This is a genomic window from uncultured Bacteroides sp., assembly GCF_902491285.1.
GTDB lineage: Bacteria > Bacteroidota > Bacteroidia > Bacteroidales > Bacteroidaceae > Bacteroides.
Genome location: NZ_CABUHK010000059.1, coordinates 1 through 23,497 on the forward strand (window position 1 = coordinate 1; position 23,497 = coordinate 23,497).

Below are 23,497 nucleotides of genomic sequence, written 5' to 3' on the forward strand. Positions count from 1 at the left end.
GCATCACACAAGGGCTTGGAGCCGGCAACCGTCCCGAACGGGCACGCGACGCCGCTGAAGAGAGTATAGAAGACATCAGAAACCAACTGAACGACGGCACCAAGATGGTGTTCATCACCGCCGGAATGGGAGGAGGAACCGGAACCGGAGCCGCCCCTGTCATTGCCCGCATCGCGAAAGAAATGGATATTCTGACTGTCGGCATCGTCACCATCCCATTCATCTTCGAAGGAGAAAAGAAAATCATTCAGGCACTGGACGGCGTAGAGCGCATCGCCCAGCATGTTGACGCCCTGCTGGTTATCAACAACGAACGCCTGCGCGAAATATACGCCGACCTCACCTTTATGAACGCTTTCGGCAAAGCCGACGATACCCTTTCCATCGCCGCCAAGAGTATTGCCGAGATTATCACCATGCGCGGTACGGTCAACCTTGACTTTGCCGATGTCAAAACCATCCTGAAGGACGGTGGCGTAGCCATCATGAGTACCGGATTCGGTGAAGGTGAAAACCGTGTCACCAAAGCAATCGACGATGCCCTGCATTCTCCGCTGCTCAACAACAACGACATCTTCAACGCCAAGAAAGTAATGTTGAACGTATCTTTCTGTCCGTCGTCCGAACTGATGATGGAGGAAATGAACGAGATACACGAGTTCATGAGCAAATTCCGCGAAGGTGTGGAAGTTATCTGGGGTGTCGCCATCGACAACTCTCTGGAAACAAAAGTGAAGATTACCGTACTGGCCACCGGATTCGGTGTGGAAGACGTTCCCGGTATGGACAGCCTGCACGCTGCACGCAGCCAGGAAGAGGAAGAACGCCAGTTGCAACTGGAAGAAGAGAAAGAGAAGAACAAAGAACGTATCCGCAAGGCATACGGCGAAAGTGCCAGCAACATCGGAAGCAAGAGTCTCCGCAAACGCCGCCATATCTATCTCTTCAACACGGAAGACTTGGACAATGATGATATCATTGCCATGGTGGAAGACTCCCCAACCTATATGCGTGACAAAACGACTTTGACCAAAATCCGCACGAAAGCCGCCCTCGAAGAGGAAGTGGCGACGGAAGAGGCGACAGACGATAACGGTGTCATCACTTTCTGATAACTCATAACATATAAACATCTAACATATAAAGATATGGATTTATTCGAACAGGTCAGCGAAGACATTAAAAACGCAATGAAGGCAAAAGACAAAGTTGCCCTGGAAACTTTGAGAAATATAAAGAAGTTTTTCCTGGAAGCCAAGACTGCTCCGGGAGCTAACGATACACTGACAGATGAAGCAGCACTCAAGATTATCCAAAAATTAGTGAAACAAGGAAAAGATTCTGCCGAAATCTATATCGGACAGGGACGTCAGGATTTAGCAGACGTGGAATTAGGTCAGGTAGCCGTTATGGAAAAGTATCTTCCGAAACAGATGTCCGCTGAAGAACTGGAAGCAGCATTGAAGGAAATCATCGCTGAAGTAGGCGCTACCAGCGGTAAAGACATGGGTAAAGTGATGGGAGTTGCCTCTAAGAAATTGGCAGGACTTGCAGAAGGACGTGCCATTTCCGCTAAAGTGAAAGAACTTCTGGGATAATCCGCTCTCACTCAAGCTCTGCAAAAATTTTTGGTTCTTCTTCAAATTTGCTGGTAAAGTTAATTAGGAAAATAATAAATTAATACTATCGACTTACTAAATTACCACCAAATTTAAAGAAGAACCGTTTTTTCTTATTCGATCAACATTTTCAGTTTTTATACATCTATAATCAGCTAGTCATAGCGTTCCAGATACCTTTATCTGCAACATATCCGCAAAAGTCTTTTATAGTCCGGAACAATTCACTTACAAATGCTAAAAATTATTTCATACTAAACGTATTGAACGAATGTGCCTCTAAAGTTACATCCAAATACTTATCACCTAACCTCACAGTTAAATTCTTCGGATCATCATTGAAGTTGGCGGCTACAACCAAATATTTATTCTCCGGTGTAAGGAATATAATAGCAGGTAGTTTATCTTCACCTTTTTCTTTATACTGTAATACTTTAGTTCCCGAAACCACCTTGTTACTGAAATGTTTTACTGCATAATATTCAGGAGTATAAGTGACAGAACCGGTCTTTGAGTCTACACGAATTAATGCATTCTGTTTCCAGCCCCAGCCACTTGTTCCTGCATCACACAAGATAGCATTCCAGAAAGTATATTCCTCACAGCCATTTCCTAAATAGTGATTGATCAAGTTGAAAGTATGTTCGGCCGCTTTCCAGTCGAATGTACCGGAACCACATTCATTCTCAGTTTGCATATACTTATAATTGGGATACTTTTTGCGGATTTCAGGAAGAATTTGTCCACCCCACCATTGGAAACCGATACCTTCAACAGCATCCTCCATGCGAGGATCAGAAAGCACCTTTTCCACCAATTCAATGCGGTTTGTATTGAGCGTACCCAAATACACCTGAACATCGGGGTGGTGTTTCTTCATAGTCGGTGCAAAATATTCCACGTTGAAACGAATAATGCCTTCCGGAGTCCACGCACAAGCCGGATAGATGGAATAAGCCCACGGCTCATTCTGGAACATTACACGAGAAATAGTAACTCCTTCTTCCTGATAAGCAGATACGAATTTGCAGAAGTAATTGGCATAAGTTTGCAAATAGCGAGGATCTTGAATAAAATAGTCGTTGACAGCTACTTGCTTGGGATAAAATGTCTTATTCACATTGTCAGTACCTTCATAAAGAGCTATTTCATGCTTAGCCGGCAATTGGTTCACTTCGGCATTGCTTCTCACAGAATAGTAATGATTGACTTTCATCCAAGAAGGAGGTGACCAGGGAGAAGCCCAAAAAGTCATATCAGAGTTAATACGTTGAACTCTTTTTATATAGGGTATCAATGTTGTTTTATCACGGTTTATATTAAAGTATTTCAATCGGAAGTCTCCTGGCACCTCATCACAACTGTACCAGTTGCGGGCATAGTCATTAGCATTCATAGGAATACGTCCCATGGAAAAGCGCAAATCTCCATCAGGAGAAAACAGCTTGTTTAAAATAATATCCTGTTCTTCAAGAGCCAACATATTGAGAGCATCCCAACCTAATTCATTAAAGCAAGTTCCCCACTTCTTGAATATCTGAATATTTTCAGTACCGTTTGCTGACAATAAAGGGATATTTTGACTATTTGCTTGTAACTTGGTTTTGGCTTCTTTCCAGACATTATTATCTGTACTGCTAATCCAAATAAAGGATTGAGCGTATATGTTAGAAAAACTGGCTAACAGGCTTCCTAACACACATAATTTCTTTAAACTCATTTTCATTAGTATTTTATTTAGCAATGATTCAAAGTAGGTTAGATAGATGATAATTTATGCAATATTAGTTTTTACATCATATCATTTTTAGTACGTTATCCTATCAGGGAATTTTTGTTCCTTACCCCAACTGTCCTCCGACACTTTCAACCAGTTTCCAAGTTCCTTTCTCAGTAACTTCGCTTGCTTTGCCGGAATCTCTTCCATCTTCAAAGAATGCATTTGGTACGGATCTTTCAGATTATCAAAAAGCTGATAATTTCCATCTATTGTCACCAAATACGAATAACGGTCGGTACGCACACCTTTTTCTTTCTGCTGATAGAAGAATTGAGAAACAGGTTTCTTTACATTCTTATATTTACCAGTAAGAATGCCTTGCGAATAATCCTTTCCTTTCACAGTTTCAGGAAGTTTGTCTTCGAGATTCATCATACCCAATAAAGTCGGCATAATGTCCGTAGCACCTAACATCAGATCGTTTACCCCCGGATTCAATCGACCGGGATAACGTATAAAGAACGGAATAGAGAACGATTCATCGTAAATCACACTCTTCGCCATACGTCCGTGGCTACCCATCATTTCTCCGTGATCAGCGGCAAATATTAAAATAGTATTGTCCGTCAAACCTTCTTCGTCCAAAACCTTTAACACACGACCTATTTCTTCGTCCACACTCTTCACTAAAGAGAAATAAACTTTAGCCTGAAATGTCAGTTGTTCCAAGTTTTTCACTTGTGTACCCTCACCAAACTTCACATTGGGACGAAGCAAGACTTCTTCCGATTTCAAATCTTTGTAATATTGGTTAAACACCTCTTCCTTACAATCCGTAAGTCTATGATAAGGTGTGTGAGGCGGATTTATACTCCAAAATAAGCTGAAAGGTTTAGAAGCATCCCGCTCCCCTTGTTTATTCCGCAGATAGCCTATCACTACATCCGCCTCCACTTCCGAAGTAAACCGACGATAACGAAACGGTTCACCATCCTTCTGTCCACCCACCAGTTCCGGGCGATTGGAATAGGCTGTAGCGTTAAAGTGACTGTCTTTCAACTGCTGAAACCAATATTTATTACTCTTGCGTCCTCTTCCTTCGGGAATATAGGTATCGTATGGATATACACAATGTCCGCCGGGCTCCTTGGTTGTACCCACATAATTGTTTTCCTTGTCAAACAAAGCTTCTGTACGATGCCAATGCGTTTTTCCCACGTAGGCCGTTTCATAACCGGCTGTCGCAAGTACATCTGTGAAACAAACCAAACTGTCGGGAATACCATTCTGGTTATTCACATGGCAATTACCCGGCACTCCATTCTTCTCCGGAAATGCGCCTGTCATCAACATGGCACGATGAGGACTACTCAACGGACAAGTACTGCACGCCCGATTAAAAACAACACTCTGTTTTGCCAACCTGTCCAGGTTAGGAGTATGAACCGGATCACCTACCGTATTCAGCACATTGCGATATGCCGGATCGCTCCATAAGCTCAATGCATTCAACCGATATTGATCCGGGAAAATATAGACTAGGTTCGGTCGTTGTTCCTGTCCAACAACCTGTGTACACATTCCTGTAAAAAGAGTTACAGGAAGACTCCAAATAAGTTTGTGTAAAATTCGTTTCATTTCTATTTTAATTTAGACAAAGACTATTCCATATCACTTCTTCTGACTAAAGCTAACTCAACGAGGAACATTCTGTAATTCAACAATCTTATCAAGGTATTGAAAAGCGAAATTCTCACTTCCCACCATTTAATCTACTTGCACTCCAAATGAAGGAAGTCGTACCAATGTGTATACTATAAACTAATAACACAGCCCTATACCCTATAAAAGTAGCGTAGGGCCGTGTTATATACATCTTGTCTTGAGATCCCAAAGACAATCTTACCTATTATCACACATTCAAAAAACTATTACCAACCCGGATTCTGTCCCAGATTAGGATTTTTGTATTTCTCCGTATTAGAAATCGGATAGAAATACAAGTTGTCCGTAATGGTTCTGGTTTCCATCAGGAACTTGGAATATTCAAACTTACCAGCTTCGTTCTTTATGACTTTCACACCATAAATATCAGCAGTCTTATCCAAATCCTTCCAACGACGCACATCCCAAAAACGATGTCCCTCAAAAGCAAATTCCACCCGTCGTTCGTTCTTCAAGCGTTCAATGAAATCAGCTTTTCTCATACCTGCAGGATAAGGAGGCATTTCTACCTTACCACGCGCACGCACTTTATTCACAGCTTCGCGGGCAGTCATAGGATAATCCGCATCTGCATAATCAGGATTTCCAAAAGCATTTATCATTGCTTCCGCATAGTTCAGCAATATTTCGGCATAGCGGAACAAGACCCAGTTATGTTGCGCTTTAGTAGTAGTAGAACCTGACGCAAAGCTGATATTGGGATTAAGATACTTGTACAGATAATACCCTGTAGTAGTAGCGTTAGTCAGAGGAAGTCCATTAGCACCGCCTTCCCATATCTGAAGAGGGGCGCCACACCAATTCATATTATTGTAAACCACGGTTCTTGCCAGACGCGGGTCACGGTTACTGTAAGGATTGGCTGCCATAGTAGGATCATTCCAGTCAAATTTGGAACCGTCTTTCATCTCGAAAGCATCTACCAAATTCTGTGTGGGACAAGTAGAAGTTTTTCCACCCTCTACTCCCATGGGGAAATTGGCTTTCTCAAAATCTCCCGTTTCACCTACACCACGGGCTAAGATCACTTCAGCGCATGTGTTGTTCACTTTACGGAACTGAGCCGTAAGATCATCCACCAGTGTATACCCCAACTCTGAAACATTACCGATGATTTCATAAGCAGCGGACGCAGCTTTCTTCCATTTTTCGGCATTATCTTCCGAATAGAGGGGACTTGCCATGTAAAGCGTAACTCTGGATTTCAAAGCCAAGGCTGCTCCCCGAGTGATACGGCCAATATCTTTGCTGGCAAAACCTTCTGTATAAGTAATAGGCAGTTTGCCTTCAGCAGTAATTTCTGTAAGCTCTTTTACAATGAAGTCCGCTACCAAATCACAACTTTCACGCTTCAAGTTATTCACCTCGTCCTGAGTGAGAACAGTAGTAACCAACGGCACATCATGATAACGCTTAATCAATTCAAAATAATAGAACGCACGAAGAAAGCGTACTTCATAAGGAAAGTTGTTGAATTCCTTCATCATGTCCTTATACTTCTCTGCATTTTCCCAGTCCTCGAAAATTTGCCCCTCAGCCTCCTTCAGATAAAGGTTGGCGGCACGAATGGCTGTGTAGTATTTACTCCATACATTATCTACGAGTCGATTAGCCGACCAAGTACCGTTTACAAAATAATGAATAGCTGAAGACTTGTACACATGTACGGCATCATCTGTAGCCGCATCCTGCATAGCACCTTCCGTATTACAAAAATCTTGAGGCAAATAACTATAAATATTGGTCACCATCTTCTTGGAACGTTCAAAGCTCGTAAAGATGTTTTCCTTTTGGTAATCGTTTGACTCATCGCAGTCCATGAAGTCACATCCGCCCAATATGCAGACCGACATAAGTAATGCTATATGTTTTAATTTCATAAGTTTCATTTCGCTTAAATTATTAGAAACGTAAATTAACGCCAAATGTATATTGAGTCATCAACGGATGGCCGGTAGTTGTCATTTCGGGGTCTATCACACCGTCCATTTTGTCAATGCTGAACAAATCGTGTCCACGGGCAAACAGTCTCATGTGATTTACACCGGGTAACTTGTTTACCCACCTTTGCGGTAAATCATAATACACTTCCAATGTACGCAACTTCAGGTACGAGGCGTCAGCTACCCACAAGGAATTAGTATTATAATTGTTCTTGGAACCATTATAAGTGAGACGAGGATACTTTCCATCGGGATTACCGTCCGTCCAACGATTGTCATAATAATGCTGAGATACGGTATTATTGTTTACCAGCGGACGATAGATACTACGTGTATCAAGCATTTGACTATAATTGGCACCCCCCTGGAACAAGGCAATAAATCCTAATCCTTTGTATTCGGCACCAAGACTGAAACCGTAGTAAATCTCAGGACAAATTTTATTATATCCCAATGCTACCTGGTCATATTCATCAATTACTTTATCACCGTTCTGATCTTTGAACTTCAAGTCACCGGGACGTACTTCATCCAATATCTGCTTCACTTCACGTTTTTCAATATCATCCCAACTCTGATAAATCCCTTCCACTTCATAACCAAAATACTGGTTTACAGAGTGTCCGGTACGTTTCAAATAATCATATGGACGATACACTTCATTCATCTCCTTAATTTTATTACGATTGAAGCTGAATTGACCGCCTAACTGATAAGTAACATTTCCTATTTTATCATTCCAGTTAGCCGCAACTTCCACACCATAGCTGTTCACAATACCACTGTTTATATCAGGAGCTGCAATACCTAGTACGGAAGAAAGAGCACCATCACCATCTACCAGAATATCTGTACGATGGTCATAATAGCCATCTATTGATAGAGAAAGACGATTCCATGCCATAAAATCAATACCCGCATTCAACTTATGTGACTTTTCATAAGTTAACCCATCTACAGCGAGACGAGCTTCTTTCATACCGCTGATGGAAGCCGGTGTTTCACCAAAATAATAACTTCCACCACCACTATATGAACCACGGAAAAGTTGTACACCATAGTCAGCACGGCCTGCAGTACCATACGAAGCACGAAGTTTCAACATATTCAGCCAGTCAGCCTTCAAAGCATTTTCTTCTGAAAGGATCCATCCTGCACCTACCGAAGGGAAAATCCCCCAGCGATCATCCGGATCAAGAATACTGGACGCAGAACCCGCCAAAGAGAAATCCAGCAAGTAACGGTTCTTATAAGTATAATGGACTTGCCCCACAATATCCATAAAGGCTCTACCCGTATTCTGACCACGCTTCATCAGCTTGTCCATGCTATAAAGCACAGTAGCGTTCAGCTTATGTTCAGCATTCCAGGTACAGTCATAATTCACCTGCGCATTAATAGTCAGACGACGAACTACATCCTTGATACTGCTGCTAAAGTCCAAAGCAGTCTCTTCGGTCAACTTCTTATAAGAATTTTCTTCACCGTCCCACCCCATAGTAGCCTGTTCGGTTGCGTACTTATGCTGGTTGCGTTCCCAATACCGTGCCTCGTTGTCAAAGCCCAGACGTGCGGTAGCAGACAAACCTTTAGTAATGAAACTCAAGTCCTGTGCAAAGTTTATGTCTGCATAAAGGTTACGAGTCTGCCCACGTTCATAACCCGTATCAGAAATCATAGCTATCGGGTTGCTGCCATAAATAGAAGTTGCTCCCCATCGACCACTGGAAGTCTTGACAGGCATAGCACCCGACGGAACTTTATACAACATATCGAATATGTCAGCGGTAGTGGTATAGGGACGATTATCCTCCGCAAAGTTACCACGCATATTAAGTTGCAATTTAGTGGTATTTCCCAACTTAATGTCGAGATTGGTCATAAAGTTCAGTTTAGAGTACTTAAACTGCGTAGAATACCCTTCATTCTCCTCGGTTGGTTGCAAAATACCTTTGTCGTTCAGGTAATTCAGCTGAGTAAAATACTGTACAACATCACCACCTCCACGGAGGGAAAAATTCACATTGTTACCGAAACTATGGTCTCGAAGTGCTTCGTCCATCCAATCCACATTAGGATAGAATTCCGGATAAGTTTGGTCACGGAAAGCATCCAACTCACGCTGGCTGTAACGAGGTGTCGTGGTACCGTCATTTCTCAAGCCTTCATTCATGGCCTGAGCATAAGTATAACCATCCACAAATTCCGGTAAACGGTGTGGTGTACCCATCTTAAACTCATAGTCGAAGGTAATGACCGGTTTCCCCACATGACCACGTTTGGTAGTGATAAGAATCACACCGTTAGCGCCACGCATACCATAAAGCGCCAGTGAAGCGGCATCTTTCAGTACACTGACAGACTCGATGTCTTGCACAGCAAGATTATCGATGCTACGTTCATAACCATCAATCAATATCAACGGACTCTTACTACTAGTAGTACCTACACCGCGTACATAAAGTGTAGCACCGTTTTCCCATTCATTCCCTCCATTCTGCAAAACCTGAAGACCGGGAATCAGTCCAAACAAAGCGTTGGAGGCTACCGTACTGGTACGGTGACCCAATTCATCAGCCGTAGCCATGCCACCGGCGGTAGTCGCTTCCTTCTTGCTGAACGAGATACCCCGTCCGTAATGCTGTATGCTGTCTGCTACCTGAGCTGCCGCAATGGAAGAACACAGCAGCCCTGTAATGATTAGCTTTATACTTTTTTCCATAAGGATAGTATGATTACTTTATTCAATAATATATTATGTTATTCCCAACCAGGATTTTGAACCAATCCGTACCCTTTGTTCACCTCTTTGGGAGGGAATGCACTCAAATACCACTTCGGAGAGAAGCCACCGGCCTTCTGCCAAGCTCTTTCTTTCAGTTGCGGGAACTCAAACAGATATTCTCCTGTTTTCTTATGCTTATAGAAATAAAGACCATGCAGATGTTTAGTAAAGTCCGTCTCACGTTTCCAGCGAATAAGATCATAGAAACGAACTTCCTCAAAGCCAAATTCACAGGCACGTTCACGAAGTACTGCTTCACGGAATTCGTCCTTGTTCAAACCTGCCTTCAAATCACCCAGACCTACACGATTTCTCACCGCATTGATATAAGAATAAGCCTCACCGGTACGATTACATTCATTCAACGCCTCAGCATATGACAAATAGACCTCAGCCAAACGCAACAACGGCCACTGAATGACACGACCACTCCATTCCCCTTGACGGTCGAGTAAAAACTTACGTGCTGTCAGACCGTTAGTAGTTAGCCCTTTATCATCCAGGTTGACACTTTTATTATTATAATGTTCACCTTTCGGATAATTTGTCTTATCTTTTGAATATTGCCGATATATAGCAGCCACACCGCTACCGAACTTGTCACCATCCAACAGAATAGTTTCACACAGACGAGGGTCACGATTAACAAACGGATTTTTAGCATGTTCTTGATTATTCCAGTCAAAATCGCTTCCATCTGCCATAGGGAACATATCGAAGTACTCCTTGGTAACTCCCCAAGCACCCCAACGTGCACTTTGCATGATCCCCCCGATATTGTTGGTCTTATAATGGCGGCGTACCGAAATCAATGATTCTGTCGTACCTCGTGTATAGTAAGCGTCACGGAATGCCATACGCGGTTCTCCCCCTTTCACCAAATCGTAGAAACCTTCCTTATTCAATGCCTTAAAAAAGTCTTCGCCTGCTTTTGCGGCATCTTCCCAACGTTTTTGGTCATATCCCCCAAACCAAGTCATCAATTTTTCGGAAGCTTCGCCCTCATAATAAGGCATCTCATTATTAAACAAGGGACTTGCAGCAAACAAAAGTACACGCACTTTCAATCCCATAGCAGAAGCACGGGTCAGGCGGCCACTCCAGTTGTCAGATTCTTCTTCAGTAACATTCCAGGGAAGCTCTTTACAATCAATAGCCTCATCCAGCAATCTCACGATAAAATTTACGGTCTCCTGCAAAGTGGCACGGGCAGGAAATCCCAAACCATCTTCTGCGGAAATAGCTCGGTCTACAATAGGCAGACCACCAAAGTGACGAAGCATCTCGGCATATTGAGTAGCAATCACAATTTTAGCCTCCGCTTTCAAACGCAACTTCTCAGCTTCATCCATATCAGGCACACGGTCTACATTCTCTATAAACACCCAAGCCATGCGGATACTTTTCCAGCTATTACGCCGGGTAAAGCCGTATTTGGTAGCTCCGTCTCCATCGGACGCCTCTTCCGAACCGGCATTGTAAGCACCACTGTAATAAACTTTATTAGGACCATCCCAAGTCAAAGCTGAATTACACAAATCCGTCAAATCTTCCTGAATTCCAAACCACATATTGGTGGAAAAACCATAACTGTTACTTGCCCAAAATGCGTATGGCAAATTACCATAACTATTCCACAGCACCCGACGCGCATATACCGCTGTAGAAAAGATGGTATCAATGGTAACATCCGAACTAGGAGGTTTCTGAAGGAATTTTTCACCCAGCGCAAAGTCCTCGCATGATATTGTGGTAATCAGTAAAGTCCCCAACACCAATCCTTGAAAATATCTTGTAAGTGATTTCATATCATTCTATTTTTTAATTAAAAACCTACTTTCAAACCAAAGTTGATAACCATCACCAATGGATAATTAGCTCTTGCAGCAGATTTCGACTCCGGGTCTATCACGTCCAATTTATCAAATGTAAGCAGGTTATAACCGGTAGCATATACACGCAAACTGCCTAAATGCATCTTATTCAAAATTTTCTTGGAGAAACTGTAACCCACTTCCACATTCTTCAGACGTAAGTAAGAAGCATCACGCAACCATAAATCAGAGTCATAGTAATTGTTACTTCTGTTCACAAACGAGATAGCGGGATATTTAGCCGCACTCCCCTTTTGTGTCCAGGTATCGGTAACAAAATATTTCATCAGTGAACGTTGGTTAGTCTGCCCAAAAGGATAACGGAAAACGTCGTCCAACATACGTGAAGTCTTGGCAGCCCCCGCCCAAGTCATGCTGATGTCAAATCCCTTGTAAGAAATACCATAGTTGATACCATATGACAACTGCGGATAGTTAGTATTACCGATAGCGGTAATATCATTCTGGTCTATCTTTTTATCACCGTTCAAGTCCATATACATCACATCGCCAGGCTTGGGAGTAATGCCATGATCAGGAATACCTCCATGTCCTTCGGTGGCATATCGTTCCACATCCTCCTCGGAGAAATACCCGGCAAACTTACGACCAAAATGCTGACCGACAGATTTACCGGTACGTTGCATATAAGCATACGGATAAGTCACCTCGTCCATATAAATAATCTTGTTTTTGGTACGCGAAATATTAAATCCGATATTATATCTCAATTTGTTAATTTTATCTCTCCAATTCACATTGATTTCATATCCCTTATTGTCTACCTTACCGATGTTAGCGGTAGGAAGCGTCACAGCCAAATAACCGGGGTCAGTTCCACGGGAAGTCAGGATATCACGGCGGTGTTCGATGAAGTAGTCAAAGTTCACCTTCAATTTGCTATTAAAGAAATAAGCGTCAACACCATAATTCTGTTTAGCAGCCGTTTCCCAAGTCACATTAGGATTTCCCTTCTTTGCCTCGTTGGCACCTGTAGTAATAGAACTGCCACTACCGAAGTAGAAACCACCATTGGAAGCATTGTATACGTCCGGCAGATAGAGGAAACGGGACTTATCACTCACACGATCATTACCTACGATACCATAAGATACACGCATTTTCAGGTAGTCCATAAAAGTTTTTACCGGCTTCATGAAATTCTCTTCTGATATCACCCAACCCACAGAGAACGCGGGAAACAAACCGAAACGTTTGCCCGGAGCAAAGTTCTCCGATCCGTTGTATCCCATATTCACATCGAACATATAACGGGTGTTATAGTCGTAAGTAGCACGTCCCACCAAACCGATATAACTTCTCGGAATTGACAAAAACGCCGAAGGCCCGCTAGGGTAATAAGTGATAGATTGATTATACATTACAAGTCCCGAAACGTGGTGTTTGCCAAAGTCACGTTTATAGTTCAGGGCAGCTTCCACATACCAGTCCTTACCACGGCCGATAGCTTCTTCATAGCCTAATATATTTTCTTCATCCACACGGCGAAGCAGTACCGATCCGTCGGATTGTATCAACGGCTCGTAATGAGGAGTTTTACCACGTCTTTTTTTAGTGAGAGAAACAGAACTATTATAAGCACCTTTCACATGAGCTTTCAAGCCTTTGGTTATAAAGTTCAACTTCTGTTCTAACAAGAAGTCGAAATTCAGCGTATTACCATAAGTCACATCATAACCTCGTCCGTAATAAGTGTACATGGCATCACGCATATCACCGAAAGAACTAGAAATATTACGCGCATCCGCCCACACCCATTTTCCGTCCACGATACCTGAACCGGAAAATGGAACAGCCCAATAAATACCACGGAAAATAGTCTCAATACTGGACAGGCCCGATTCTCCATCCACACCTGGAGTGTGTTTGTCATTGACACGTCCACCCACATTCACACGAAGCTGTGTAGTCTTTGTCAAATCCACATCCAAATTCAAACGATAATTGTAGCGATTGTAGCTGTAATTGTCATCATAATCTTTTTGATAACAGTTAAAGAGCCCGTCCTGAGTAAATACACCGAGTGACGCGAAATAGCGCACTCTCTGCGAACCGCCCGAAATAGTCAAGTTATGTTGCGTTTGTAGAGCCGTATTACGTACCAAATAGTCCATCCAGTCCGTATCCGGATAAGCCAACGGATTGCTGTGAGTGCGAAACCCTTCAATAGCTTCCGGTTTGAACGCCAGCTGGGCTTCGGTGTATCCATCGTGAAGCTGGGCGTTATTATATGCCGTGGCATATTCATAGCTATTAGCAAAATCAGGTAATCGAGTAGGTGTCTGTAAGGCAAATGAAGTAGAGAAGCTAACTTTCGCTTTCCCTTCCTGCCCGCGTTTGGTTGTCACCAAAATAACGCCATTAGCACCACGTACCCCGAACACAGCCGTTGCAGAAGCATCTTTCAATACCGTAATATCTTCCACTTCATTAGGATCGAGTTGGAAGAAACTGCGTTCTACTCCATCCACCAAAAACAAAGGCTGAGACATGGATTCGTTCAATGATCCCACACCACGCACATATACTGTGGGATCGTCACTACCCGGCTGACCGGAAGTCTGGATGGCAGACAAACCTGGCATTTTACCTGCCAATGCATTACCAATACTTGATACCGGACTTTTCAATACGTCTTTTGTTGTAATAGACGACATTGCTCCTGTTACCGTCACTTTCTTGGTAGCACCATAAGCCACTACCTGTACTTCCTGTAACTCTTGAACATTTTCATTCAGTTCGATTTTTAAGGTGGATTCTCCGGTATACTTTATTTCTTTATCCTTATATCCCACATAAGATATAACGATAGTAGCACCTATCGGAACTTCCAGTTTAAAGTTACCATCCACATCAGTAATAACCCCGCTGGTAGTTCCCTTTACAATTACACTGGCACCAATTACCGGACCGTGACTATCAGTCACTGTTCCGGTAATCATTCTGCGGTTCTGTTGCACAATAGAACTTGCAACAGAGGCCTCTCCCGACACACTATTTCCTATAGGGAAAGCCATTTGCCCAAATGACAAAAACGTCGCCAATAGCCATACCTGTCTCTGAGGTATCTTCATTGGAAAGAAGAAGTTTTCCATCTCTTTTAAATTTAAGAATTATAAAATATATTATTAAAAAGGTTCTATCAATAATTCACAAAATTAAATAGATTTTAGACATTGAGAGCCATCTATTATTCACAAGAAGGTAGCATATTATACACAATCAACAATAAGGTATTTATGTACAAAAACACCCCATAACCAAACAATAACGCCCCATATTACGGCAAGTCTCCTCCCATCATCAAGTACGCAGAGTTGTAGTTATTTCGTTGCAAATCCATAGTCCCCCGGTTTATAGCGCTTTGCACAGAGAAAGCACAACTCTATTACAACAGAAAAAAAGATTTAAAACATGTTTTCACAATTAGATATATTCACCCTTTTTCCAAATCTCTTTTACGTCTCAAAGCCTCCAGATAATAATAGTCGGCATAACTAAGAGGAACGTCTATCTCAGCGCAGTCCGGGAAACTACCCACTGAATGCATCAGCAGAAAATAATGATTCTCACCAATTTCAGCACGATAAGCCGGAGAAGACAGCGTTTTCATTATCTTATCTGCTGTTTCTTTATATTCCTTATTATTTGAGAAGGCACTTAGCTCATACAGTGCGGAAGCCGTAATAGTAGCAGCCGACACATCCCTCAGTTCCTTTGGAATATTCAAGGCATCGAAATCCCAGTAAGGTATCAAATCTTCGGGAAGATTTGAGTTGGTAAATATAAACTCATACACCTTCTTCGCCAGATTCAGATATGCCTGACAATGTGTATACCTATAACACATTGTATAACCATAAATAGCCCAAGCCTGTCCTCGTGCCCATGCCGATTCATCGGAATATCCTTGTGCCGTGCAACGTTTAAGCACTTCTCCCGTTTCCGGATCATAGTCTACCACATGATACGAACTTCCATCCTTCCGGAAATGGTTCTTCAAGGTCTTATCGGCATGTGAAACAGCTATATTATAATAGGTAGAGTCACCGGACAACCGGGTGGCTTCAAACAGAAGTTCCAGATTCATCAGATTATCAATAATCACCGGACATTTCCATCCCATCTTTAACGGACGTCCTTTGTCGGTATTCCAAGACTGAATGATCTCCGCATTCGGACGAAAACGGGTAGACAAGGATTTGGCCGCCTGTACTACGACCGGCTTATATTCCTCTTTACCTCCCATACGCAAGCCGTTGAGGAAGCTGCAACCTATGATAAAACCGATATCATGATGTGAAGTATTATATTGTTCCTTATATAAATATTCGGTACATTTCTCTGCTTTCTGCTTCCAGTATTCATTATCGGTAAGATTATACAAATACCAAAGGCTTCCTGGGAAGAAGCCGAGAGTCCAATCCCAACCACGACGTGCATACACCATATCTCCTTTAGCGTTCACTGTACGAGGTATTAAGATTTTATCATTCTTTTCAAGAGCATCTATTTGTAAACCATATTGGACAGCGGCATACTCTATATTCGTCGAAAGGAAATCTTTCTGTCTTTCAGCTCCCACACAAGCAAACACAGAAAAGAGGAAAAGACCAATACACGTACGAGTTAAAATATTATTTTTCATAAACAATCAATATTTCATTAATTTATCAACTTTACCAAACAAAAATAAAAAATGAAATAACATTGGAGGGGTTATATATATCCATGAAAGGAATCCCAAACATACAAAACGAGCCCAATGGGGCAAAATGGACAAAATAATACATAAATTGAACAATAATACACCTAACAACACAACATCACGTTTTCCTCCTCACGACAAAAAAACTATATTTGCAAATCTTAAATAATGATTACTATACCTAAAGATTATGAGAAACAGAATCTTTTTAATCTGCTACTTCTTATGTGTACACATACTTACATGTAGTACACAAAGCATATCTTTCCGGCATTTGACTACCGACAATGGTCTATCACACAATTCTATTATTTCCATTTATCAGGATGAACGTGGATTTATGTGGTTCGGCACACGAAATGGAGTCAGCTTATACAATGGAAAAGATTTCAAAATCTATCAAAAAGAGAAAAACAACTCAAATAGTATTCTATACAATGATATTTATCACATCACAGGAGACCAAAACGGCCACGTTTATATCATGACCAACAGGGGTATTTCCGCTTATGACATAGAAAAAGGGCAATTTACTCCTATCATAAAGAAAAGCACACGGGCAGAATTCTTTTCTGAATATCTATACGCTGCCACTTCAAACCAAATATTCAAGTACGATGGAACAAAATTCGATTTGTTCTATAAGATGCCTCAAAATAATAGCATTATCCAAAGATTATACGTATACAACGACTCTGTTCTCATAGGAACCAACAAAGGACTCTATATACTCAACGCACAAAAGGAACTGACCCAGCCTATCAAAGAAGGAAACATTTCCGATATCATCAGAGATTCTTCCGGTTGCTATTGGATAACTGCCAAATCAGGCCACGGAGTATACTGCATACAAGGCAAACAGATTAATAATTTCTTATATGAAGCAGATGATCCTTCCACCATCAGTTCCAACTATACACACAGGTGTTGCGAAGACAAGCAAGGAAATATATGGATAGGAACTTTCAACGGACTTAACAAGTATGACAAGCAAACCAGAAAGTTCACCCGTTATGTGAAAAAAGAAAACAGCAAAAGTCTAAGTAACTCTTCCATCTGGGGATTACATTGCGACTTACAAGGAACCATTTGGATAGGGACATATTCCGGAGGAATTAACTATTTCAATCCACAGAAACAGATTTATCGTGAATACCAGACTTCTTCCAAGGAAAAAGAAGGTTTAAGCTCTCCTATCGTTAAACGTATGACCGAAGATGACGAGGGGAATTTATGGATAGGTACAGAGAAGGGCGGAATTAATAAATACGACCCGGTCACCCAAACCTATCAATGGTATACTGATAAAAATACTCCCAACAATTATAGACAAGGAAATGTAAGAGCAATCTACTACGACTCCATCCAAAAAGTAATGTGGTTCGGCATTCATCTGGAAGGACTTAACAAATTAGATTTAAAAACCGGCCGCTCCACCAATTATAAATATAAGAAGGGGGATAGAACATCTATTCCATCCAATCTTATTGAAGATATTTTACCCTATCAAGGGCGATTAATATTAGCAACCAACAACGGAATCGGTTTGTTCAATCCTGAAACCGGAACATGTAAACCGTTATTCCACGATGAAGTGGCATTCAACAATACCATATCCAGTTTCGGATTAACCCTCGACCACAAAGGTATTTTATGGATAGCCAATAACAACAATGGGGCCTGCGCTTACGACTTTGGCACTCAAAAACTGTCAATATACAAGTATAAGAGTGCCAATGAGCACAGCATCAGTAGCAACAGTATCAATTCCATTTATGAAGACAGTCAGAACAGATTATGGTTCTGTACTAATGAAAATGGATTGGATTTATACCGCAGAGAAACGGATGACTTCGAGAACTTCGATATGAGCAAAAACGGCTTGGCAAGTAACATTATTTACAATATCTGCGAGCTATCGCCAAACAGACTACTTGTAACTACCGACAAAGGATTCTCCATATTAGACTATCAGCAGAAAAGATTCAAGAATTATGAAGAACTCCCGCTAAGTTGTATCAATGAAAATGCACTTTACAAAAACAAAAAAGGAGAAATATTCATTGGAGGAACCACCGGAATTATTTCTTTCTTCGAGAAAGAACTTGAAGAATCTCCTCGTTCTTACCGCATCTATCCATTCCGACTTATCGTGAACGGAAAGGACATCAATGTAGGAGATAAAGACAGCATATTGACTAGAGACATAACTTATACCCCAAAAATCACTCTTAAACCTAATCAAAATATATTCAGCATTGAATATACCACAACCGACTATATACCTTTCAATAAAGATAAAATCATATACCGCCTGGAAGGTTTTTCTAATACATGGAACAGTCTGGAACAAAATGTCATTACATACACCAACCTAAATCCCGGTAAATATACATTAGTTGTCAAGGCCAGAAATATCAATGAAAGCCTGGTTCCACCAAGCAGATTGCAAATAGAGATCTTACCTCCTTTCTATCATACGATTTGGGCATACCTACTATATTTTATATGTATTGCGGGTATTGTATGTTACCTCATACGTACCTACCATCGCCGAATCCAACTTCAAGAATCGCTGAAATATGAAAAAAAGCATGCCGAAGATATCGAAAAACTCAACCAAGCCAAATTACGTTTCTTCACCAACATTTCACATGAATTCCGTACTCCTCTAACACTCATCATCGGACAAATGGAAATGTTACTACAGATGCGTTCCTTTGCTCCCAACGTTTACAACAAAATACTAGGGGTATACAAAAGCTGTTTACAGTTGAGGGGGCTGATCACCGAACTACTTGACTTCCGCAAGCAGGAACAAGGCTACATGACTATCAAGGTCAGCGAGCATAATATTGTGGACTTCGTATATGAACATTATCTCCTTTTTCAGGAATATGCAGTACAACGCCAGATCACTTTCAACTTCGAGAAGAGTAGTGACAATATCAGTTTATGGTACGATGCCAAGCAGATGCAAAAAGTGATAAACAATCTTATCTCCAATGCCTTTAAACACACAAAAGCCGGAGGAATAATTTCCATATCCATCCGGAAAAGGAATCAGGAGGTTCTCATTGACGTAACGGACAATGGCTCGGGAATAGCTGCCAAAGACATCAGCAATATCTTTACCCGTTTTTATCAAACGGAACAGTTGGATTCGTTGTTCTATGTAGGTACCGGCATCGGCCTTTCGCTTTCTAAAGGCATAGTCGAACTACATCATGGAAGTATTGAAGTTTCCAGTGAATTGGGAGAAGGCACTACCTTCTGCATACATCTGAAAACCGGAAAAGAACACTTTACCTCCGAACAAATCTGTGACACAAAAGATACATTTACATCTAATGAAGTTAATGAGTTAAGTGCAGAGTTCCAACAATATCTGTTGTCGGAACAAACAGCTTCAAACAATGACACCCGACTAAAGGAAGGAGAGTATAAAATTCTTATTGTGGAGGACAACGACTCATTAAAAGAAATGTTGACCAAAATATTCGAAGAATTCTATATTGTCATTACCGCTTCCAACGGCAAGGAAGGGCTGGAGAAAGTACGTTCCGAAAATCCCAACATCGTGCTCAGCGATATCATTATGCCGGAGATGTCCGGTACGGAACTTTGCCAAGCCATTAAAACCGATTTTGATACCTGCCATATACCTGTAGTTCTGCTGACGGCCAAAACCGCCATCGAGCACAACCTGGAAGGATTGAGAATGGGAGCGGATGATTATATTACCAAACCGTTTAACATCAATATCTTGCTGTCCCGCTGTAACAATCTGGTCAATAACCGGATCATAATGCAAGAGAAGTTCAGCAAACAGCCACAAGGAAACGTACAAATTCTGACCAACAACATAATGGACAAGAAGTTCATGGATAAAGTGATGGAAATTATCGAACAGGAAATGGAGAATGGAGATTTCAATGTAGATATGCTGGCAACGCACATGAGTATTTCCCGCACAAAACTTTTCTCCAAGTTAAAAGCCATTACAGGGCAGACACCTGCTGATTTCATTATGACTCTCCGCTTGAAACGTGCAGCATTCTTACTGAAGAACAACATGGAACTGAATATTGCGGAAATATCAGACCAGGTAGGTTTCAATGTTCCCAAATATTTTAGCAAATGTTTTAAGGAGAGATACCACGTCACCCCACAAACTTACCGGAAAGGAGACACCAGCCCCTCCGAGGATGAGGGAACGACCAATAAACCTGGATTCAAGACGTAAAACTAAAATTATCTAATACAATTTCAGCAATGCTTAATCAAACAATTCCCTCAATACCTCCAGTGATTTCAAAGCCGGGAAGTCCGGCAGGTGCAGGCTATAATAATCATTTATAATCGTCAGGCAGCGGGCACGTTCCGCACGGCTCATGCCGAAGAGATGCATCGTCTCATAATTCATACGCATCAGTTGCCGAAGCCGCCCGGCATCTTCGGGATTGATATAAGATGAATGCAACTGGGGACGAATGGAAGTGAAGCAAGCATTCAGCAAGTCGAAATAATCGCCGGCATGATAATCGTCAAGATTGGGATAAAGCCCCAGGAAACGGGAAAGCCTCATCAGAAAGACCAGATGAAAATTGGCAAAACCCTCACTGCACTCGTCCAGCCAAATGATAGAATGTTGCAGATAGGCAAACAACGGACGGTTCTCCGCTTCTTCACGGACAGCCCGATAAAGAAACTCAGCCAGAAAAAGCGCCATCGAAGACTTGTACGGGTCATAAGGAATAGACGAAAAAGGATAAAAAGATTTCGCTTCCTTCACCCGATAGAGTGTAGCGTTCGGCCTGTAATCAGCTTCAAATTCAATAAAAGACAACGGTTGGAACAGAACGGACTTCACTGCCGCCTTTCGCGAACGAGGCACTGCCACAAGGAAAGAAGCCCTGCCGGACAACTCCGTGTACATATCTACAATGATAGACGTATCATTATATTTCAGCGTATGAAGAACAATTCCTTTCGTTTTTTGCAACATAGCAGACTACCTCATTATCAATCCGGAACAAAATTACAAAAAATTACATGGCAATCGGAGAGTTTTCATAGGCATTAACAACAAAAAAGATAACTACTTTTGTTATTGTTCCTGACTAACATATAAAGATAAACAAGCTTATGAAACAAAAAAGTAACAGAAATGGATTTACCGTATGTGCCAAAGCGTATATACGGAAGCTACAAGAGGAAGGGCGCTATTCGACAGCACACGTGTATAAGAACGCCGTTCTTTCATTCACAAAGTTCTGCGCTACGCCGGGCATATCATTCGCGCAAATCACACGCGACAGCCTGAGACGGTACGGACAGTATCTTCACGAATACGGGCTAAGACCGAATACAGTCTCTACTTATATGCGTATGCTGCGCAGCATTTACAACCGTGGCGTGGAAGCAGGTATCGCCCGCTTTATCCCGCGTTTGTTCCGCGATGTGTACACAGGAGTCGATGTACGGCAAAAGAAAGCATTGCCGCCCAACGAATTGCATACCCTTCTTTACAAGACTCCCCCGTCCGAACATCTGAGCCGCACACAAGCCATCGCACGACTGATGTTCCAGTTTTGTGGTATGCCGTTCTCAGACCTCGCACATATAGAAAAATCGGCGTTGGAGCAAGGCGTTCTCAGATATAACCGTGTAAAGACAGGCACGCCGATGAGCCTTGAAATACTGGATATGTCGAAAAAAGAGATGAACAGACTACGCAACAACAACGAACCGAGGGAGGATTATCCGGACTATCTGTTCAATATCATGAAAGGCGACAAGCCACGGAAAGACGAGGGTGTTTACAAAGAATACCAGTCGGCTCTGCGCCGGTTTAATAACCAACTGAAAAGCCTGTCGAAAGAATTGCACCTGAAATCACCCGTCACCTCATATACTATCCGACATTCCTGGGCAACAAACGCAAAGTATCAGGGAATCTCCATCGAGATGATTAGTGAATCACTGGGACACAAATCAATCAAGACAACACAGACTTATTTGAAAGGTTTCGGATTAAAAGAAAGGACAGAAGCCAATAGAATAAATTGTTCTTACATCGAATCTTACAGAAAAAGCAATCACTAATCAATAACACGCTATAAACAAACACTTTAACACATCTGTTACTTCTTAGGTAACGGATATAAATACGGCACAAAGATATATAAAAAAATCCCATAATCCAAATAAATCAGTTCTTATTTTATTCTTTTTCTTTGAAAAAATAAAATAACAGGTCAGAACATGAAGCAGACTCCTTTCATGTTCAAACTATTTATTGCTGACTACCAGACATTTTTTCGTCCGAAAGCATTCAAATACATTTTATTTATAAAAGACCGCTGTCTTTTTCCTGTTTTGACTCTGCACATTCCTGTCATGTTAATGAGATTCCGTTACCTAAGAAGTAACGGACACACATAAACAAATATTTATGACACACAAACCCGATATCAGTAAATATCTATGGCTGTCGACCGACAGCAGATGGAAGTATACGACGAGTCACAGGCTGGTCGTCCTTTTCATCTTTATTGCTTCTATTCTGCCTGCCCCGAACCTCTGCGGGCAGAACATAGCTATCAAGAGTAATCTGCTTTACGACCTCACTACTTCACTCAATCTGGGTGGAGAGATTCGTTGCGACGATACACATACCCTCAGTCTGTCCGTCAACTATAATCCGTGGAGCTTCGGCAACAACAAGAAAATAAAGCATTTCCTCATACAGCCGGAATACCGTAAATGGTTCAACGAAGCATTTGCAGGGAGCTTTATCGGTCTGCAGTTTCACTATGGACTGTTCAATTCCGGTGGGATATTTCCCTCTGCCAACAACCGATACCAAGGCAATCTGGCAGGGTTCGGCATCTCCAGCGGTTACCAATGGATGATTAGTCCCCAGTGGAATCTGGAAGCGGGAATCTCATTGGGATATGCCCACCTCAACTACAAACGCTATGGACAACCCGCAGGTGCGCCCCTGATAGAAAAATCCAGTTACAACTACTGGGGGCCCACGCAAATAGGAATATCAGTCGTGTACTTCATCCAATAAATCAATCTAATAAACGCATAA

General features: G+C 41.8%; 13 protein-coding genes. 5 read left to right on the forward strand and 8 right to left on the reverse strand.

What is annotated here, in order from left to right:
* Positions 1-1,112: cell division protein FtsZ (locus RDN93_RS14900; protein ID WP_308746250.1), on the forward strand; the 1,112-nt coding region annotated here is incomplete at its 5' end.
* Positions 1,113-1,148: 36 nt separating this feature from the next.
* On the forward strand, positions 1,149-1,598 hold the full coding sequence (locus tag RDN93_RS14905; RefSeq protein WP_308746251.1) for a GatB/YqeY domain-containing protein: 450 nt from the start codon (positions 1,149-1,151) through the stop codon (positions 1,596-1,598).
* 265 nt (positions 1,599-1,863) lie between these two features.
* Here RDN93_RS14905 and RDN93_RS14910 read toward each other — a convergent pair whose 3' ends face one another.
* From RDN93_RS14910 to RDN93_RS14940, 7 genes are all read right to left on the reverse strand, one after another.
* Positions 1,864-3,345: a glycoside hydrolase family 30 beta sandwich domain-containing protein gene (locus tag RDN93_RS14910; RefSeq protein WP_308746252.1), complete on the reverse strand. Its 1,482-nt coding sequence runs from the start codon at positions 3,343-3,345 to the stop codon at positions 1,864-1,866.
* Positions 3,346-3,426: 81 nt separating this feature from the next.
* Positions 3,427-4,977, reverse strand: a complete 1,551-nt coding sequence (locus RDN93_RS14915) for a sulfatase (RefSeq protein ID WP_308746253.1) — start codon at positions 4,975-4,977, stop codon at positions 3,427-3,429.
* A 293-nt stretch (positions 4,978-5,270) separates the two neighbouring features.
* A complete protein-coding gene (locus tag RDN93_RS14920; RefSeq protein ID WP_308746254.1) occupies positions 5,271-6,944 on the reverse strand; it encodes a RagB/SusD family nutrient uptake outer membrane protein in 1,674 nt (557 codons plus the stop codon).
* Positions 6,945-6,966: 22 nt separating this feature from the next.
* Positions 6,967-9,729, reverse strand: a complete 2,763-nt coding sequence (locus RDN93_RS14925; RefSeq protein WP_308746255.1) for a SusC/RagA family TonB-linked outer membrane protein — start codon at positions 9,727-9,729, stop codon at positions 6,967-6,969.
* Positions 9,730-9,767: 38 nt separating this feature from the next.
* Complete coding sequence (locus RDN93_RS14930; RefSeq protein ID WP_308746256.1) at positions 9,768-11,600, reverse strand: RagB/SusD family nutrient uptake outer membrane protein; 1,833 nt, start codon at positions 11,598-11,600, stop codon at positions 9,768-9,770.
* A gap of 17 nt (positions 11,601-11,617) precedes the next feature.
* Positions 11,618-14,761 (reverse strand): TonB-dependent receptor, encoded by a 3,144-nt coding sequence (locus tag RDN93_RS14935; protein WP_024986110.1) that lies wholly within the window; start codon positions 14,759-14,761, stop codon positions 11,618-11,620.
* A 362-nt stretch (positions 14,762-15,123) separates the two neighbouring features.
* Positions 15,124-16,335 (reverse strand): glycoside hydrolase family 88 protein, encoded by a 1,212-nt coding sequence (locus RDN93_RS14940; protein ID WP_279120234.1) that lies wholly within the window; start codon positions 16,333-16,335, stop codon positions 15,124-15,126.
* 250 nt (positions 16,336-16,585) lie between these two features.
* Here RDN93_RS14940 and RDN93_RS14945 point away from each other — a divergent pair, with 250 nt between their 5' ends.
* Positions 16,586-20,641, forward strand: a complete 4,056-nt coding sequence (locus tag RDN93_RS14945; protein ID WP_308746257.1) for a two-component regulator propeller domain-containing protein — start codon at positions 16,586-16,588, stop codon at positions 20,639-20,641.
* A gap of 33 nt (positions 20,642-20,674) precedes the next feature.
* Here the strand turns inward: RDN93_RS14945 and recO are convergent, their stop codons facing one another.
* Positions 20,675-21,403 carry a DNA repair protein RecO gene (recO, locus tag RDN93_RS14950; protein ID WP_308746258.1) on the reverse strand — a complete coding sequence of 243 codons (729 nt, stop codon included), beginning with the start codon at positions 21,401-21,403 and terminating at the stop codon, positions 20,675-20,677.
* Positions 21,404-21,543: 140 nt separating this feature from the next.
* Here recO and RDN93_RS14955 point away from each other — a divergent pair, with 140 nt between their 5' ends.
* Together RDN93_RS14955 and RDN93_RS14960 are read left to right on the forward strand one after the other, a co-directional pair.
* Positions 21,544-22,503: a tyrosine-type DNA invertase cluster 3b gene (locus RDN93_RS14955; RefSeq protein ID WP_308746259.1), complete on the forward strand. Its 960-nt coding sequence runs from the start codon at positions 21,544-21,546 to the stop codon at positions 22,501-22,503.
* Between the two features lie 349 nt (positions 22,504-22,852).
* On the forward strand, positions 22,853-23,476 hold the full coding sequence (locus RDN93_RS14960; protein ID WP_308746260.1) for a DUF3575 domain-containing protein: 624 nt from the start codon (positions 22,853-22,855) through the stop codon (positions 23,474-23,476).
* The last annotated feature ends 21 nt before the right edge of the window (positions 23,477-23,497 follow it).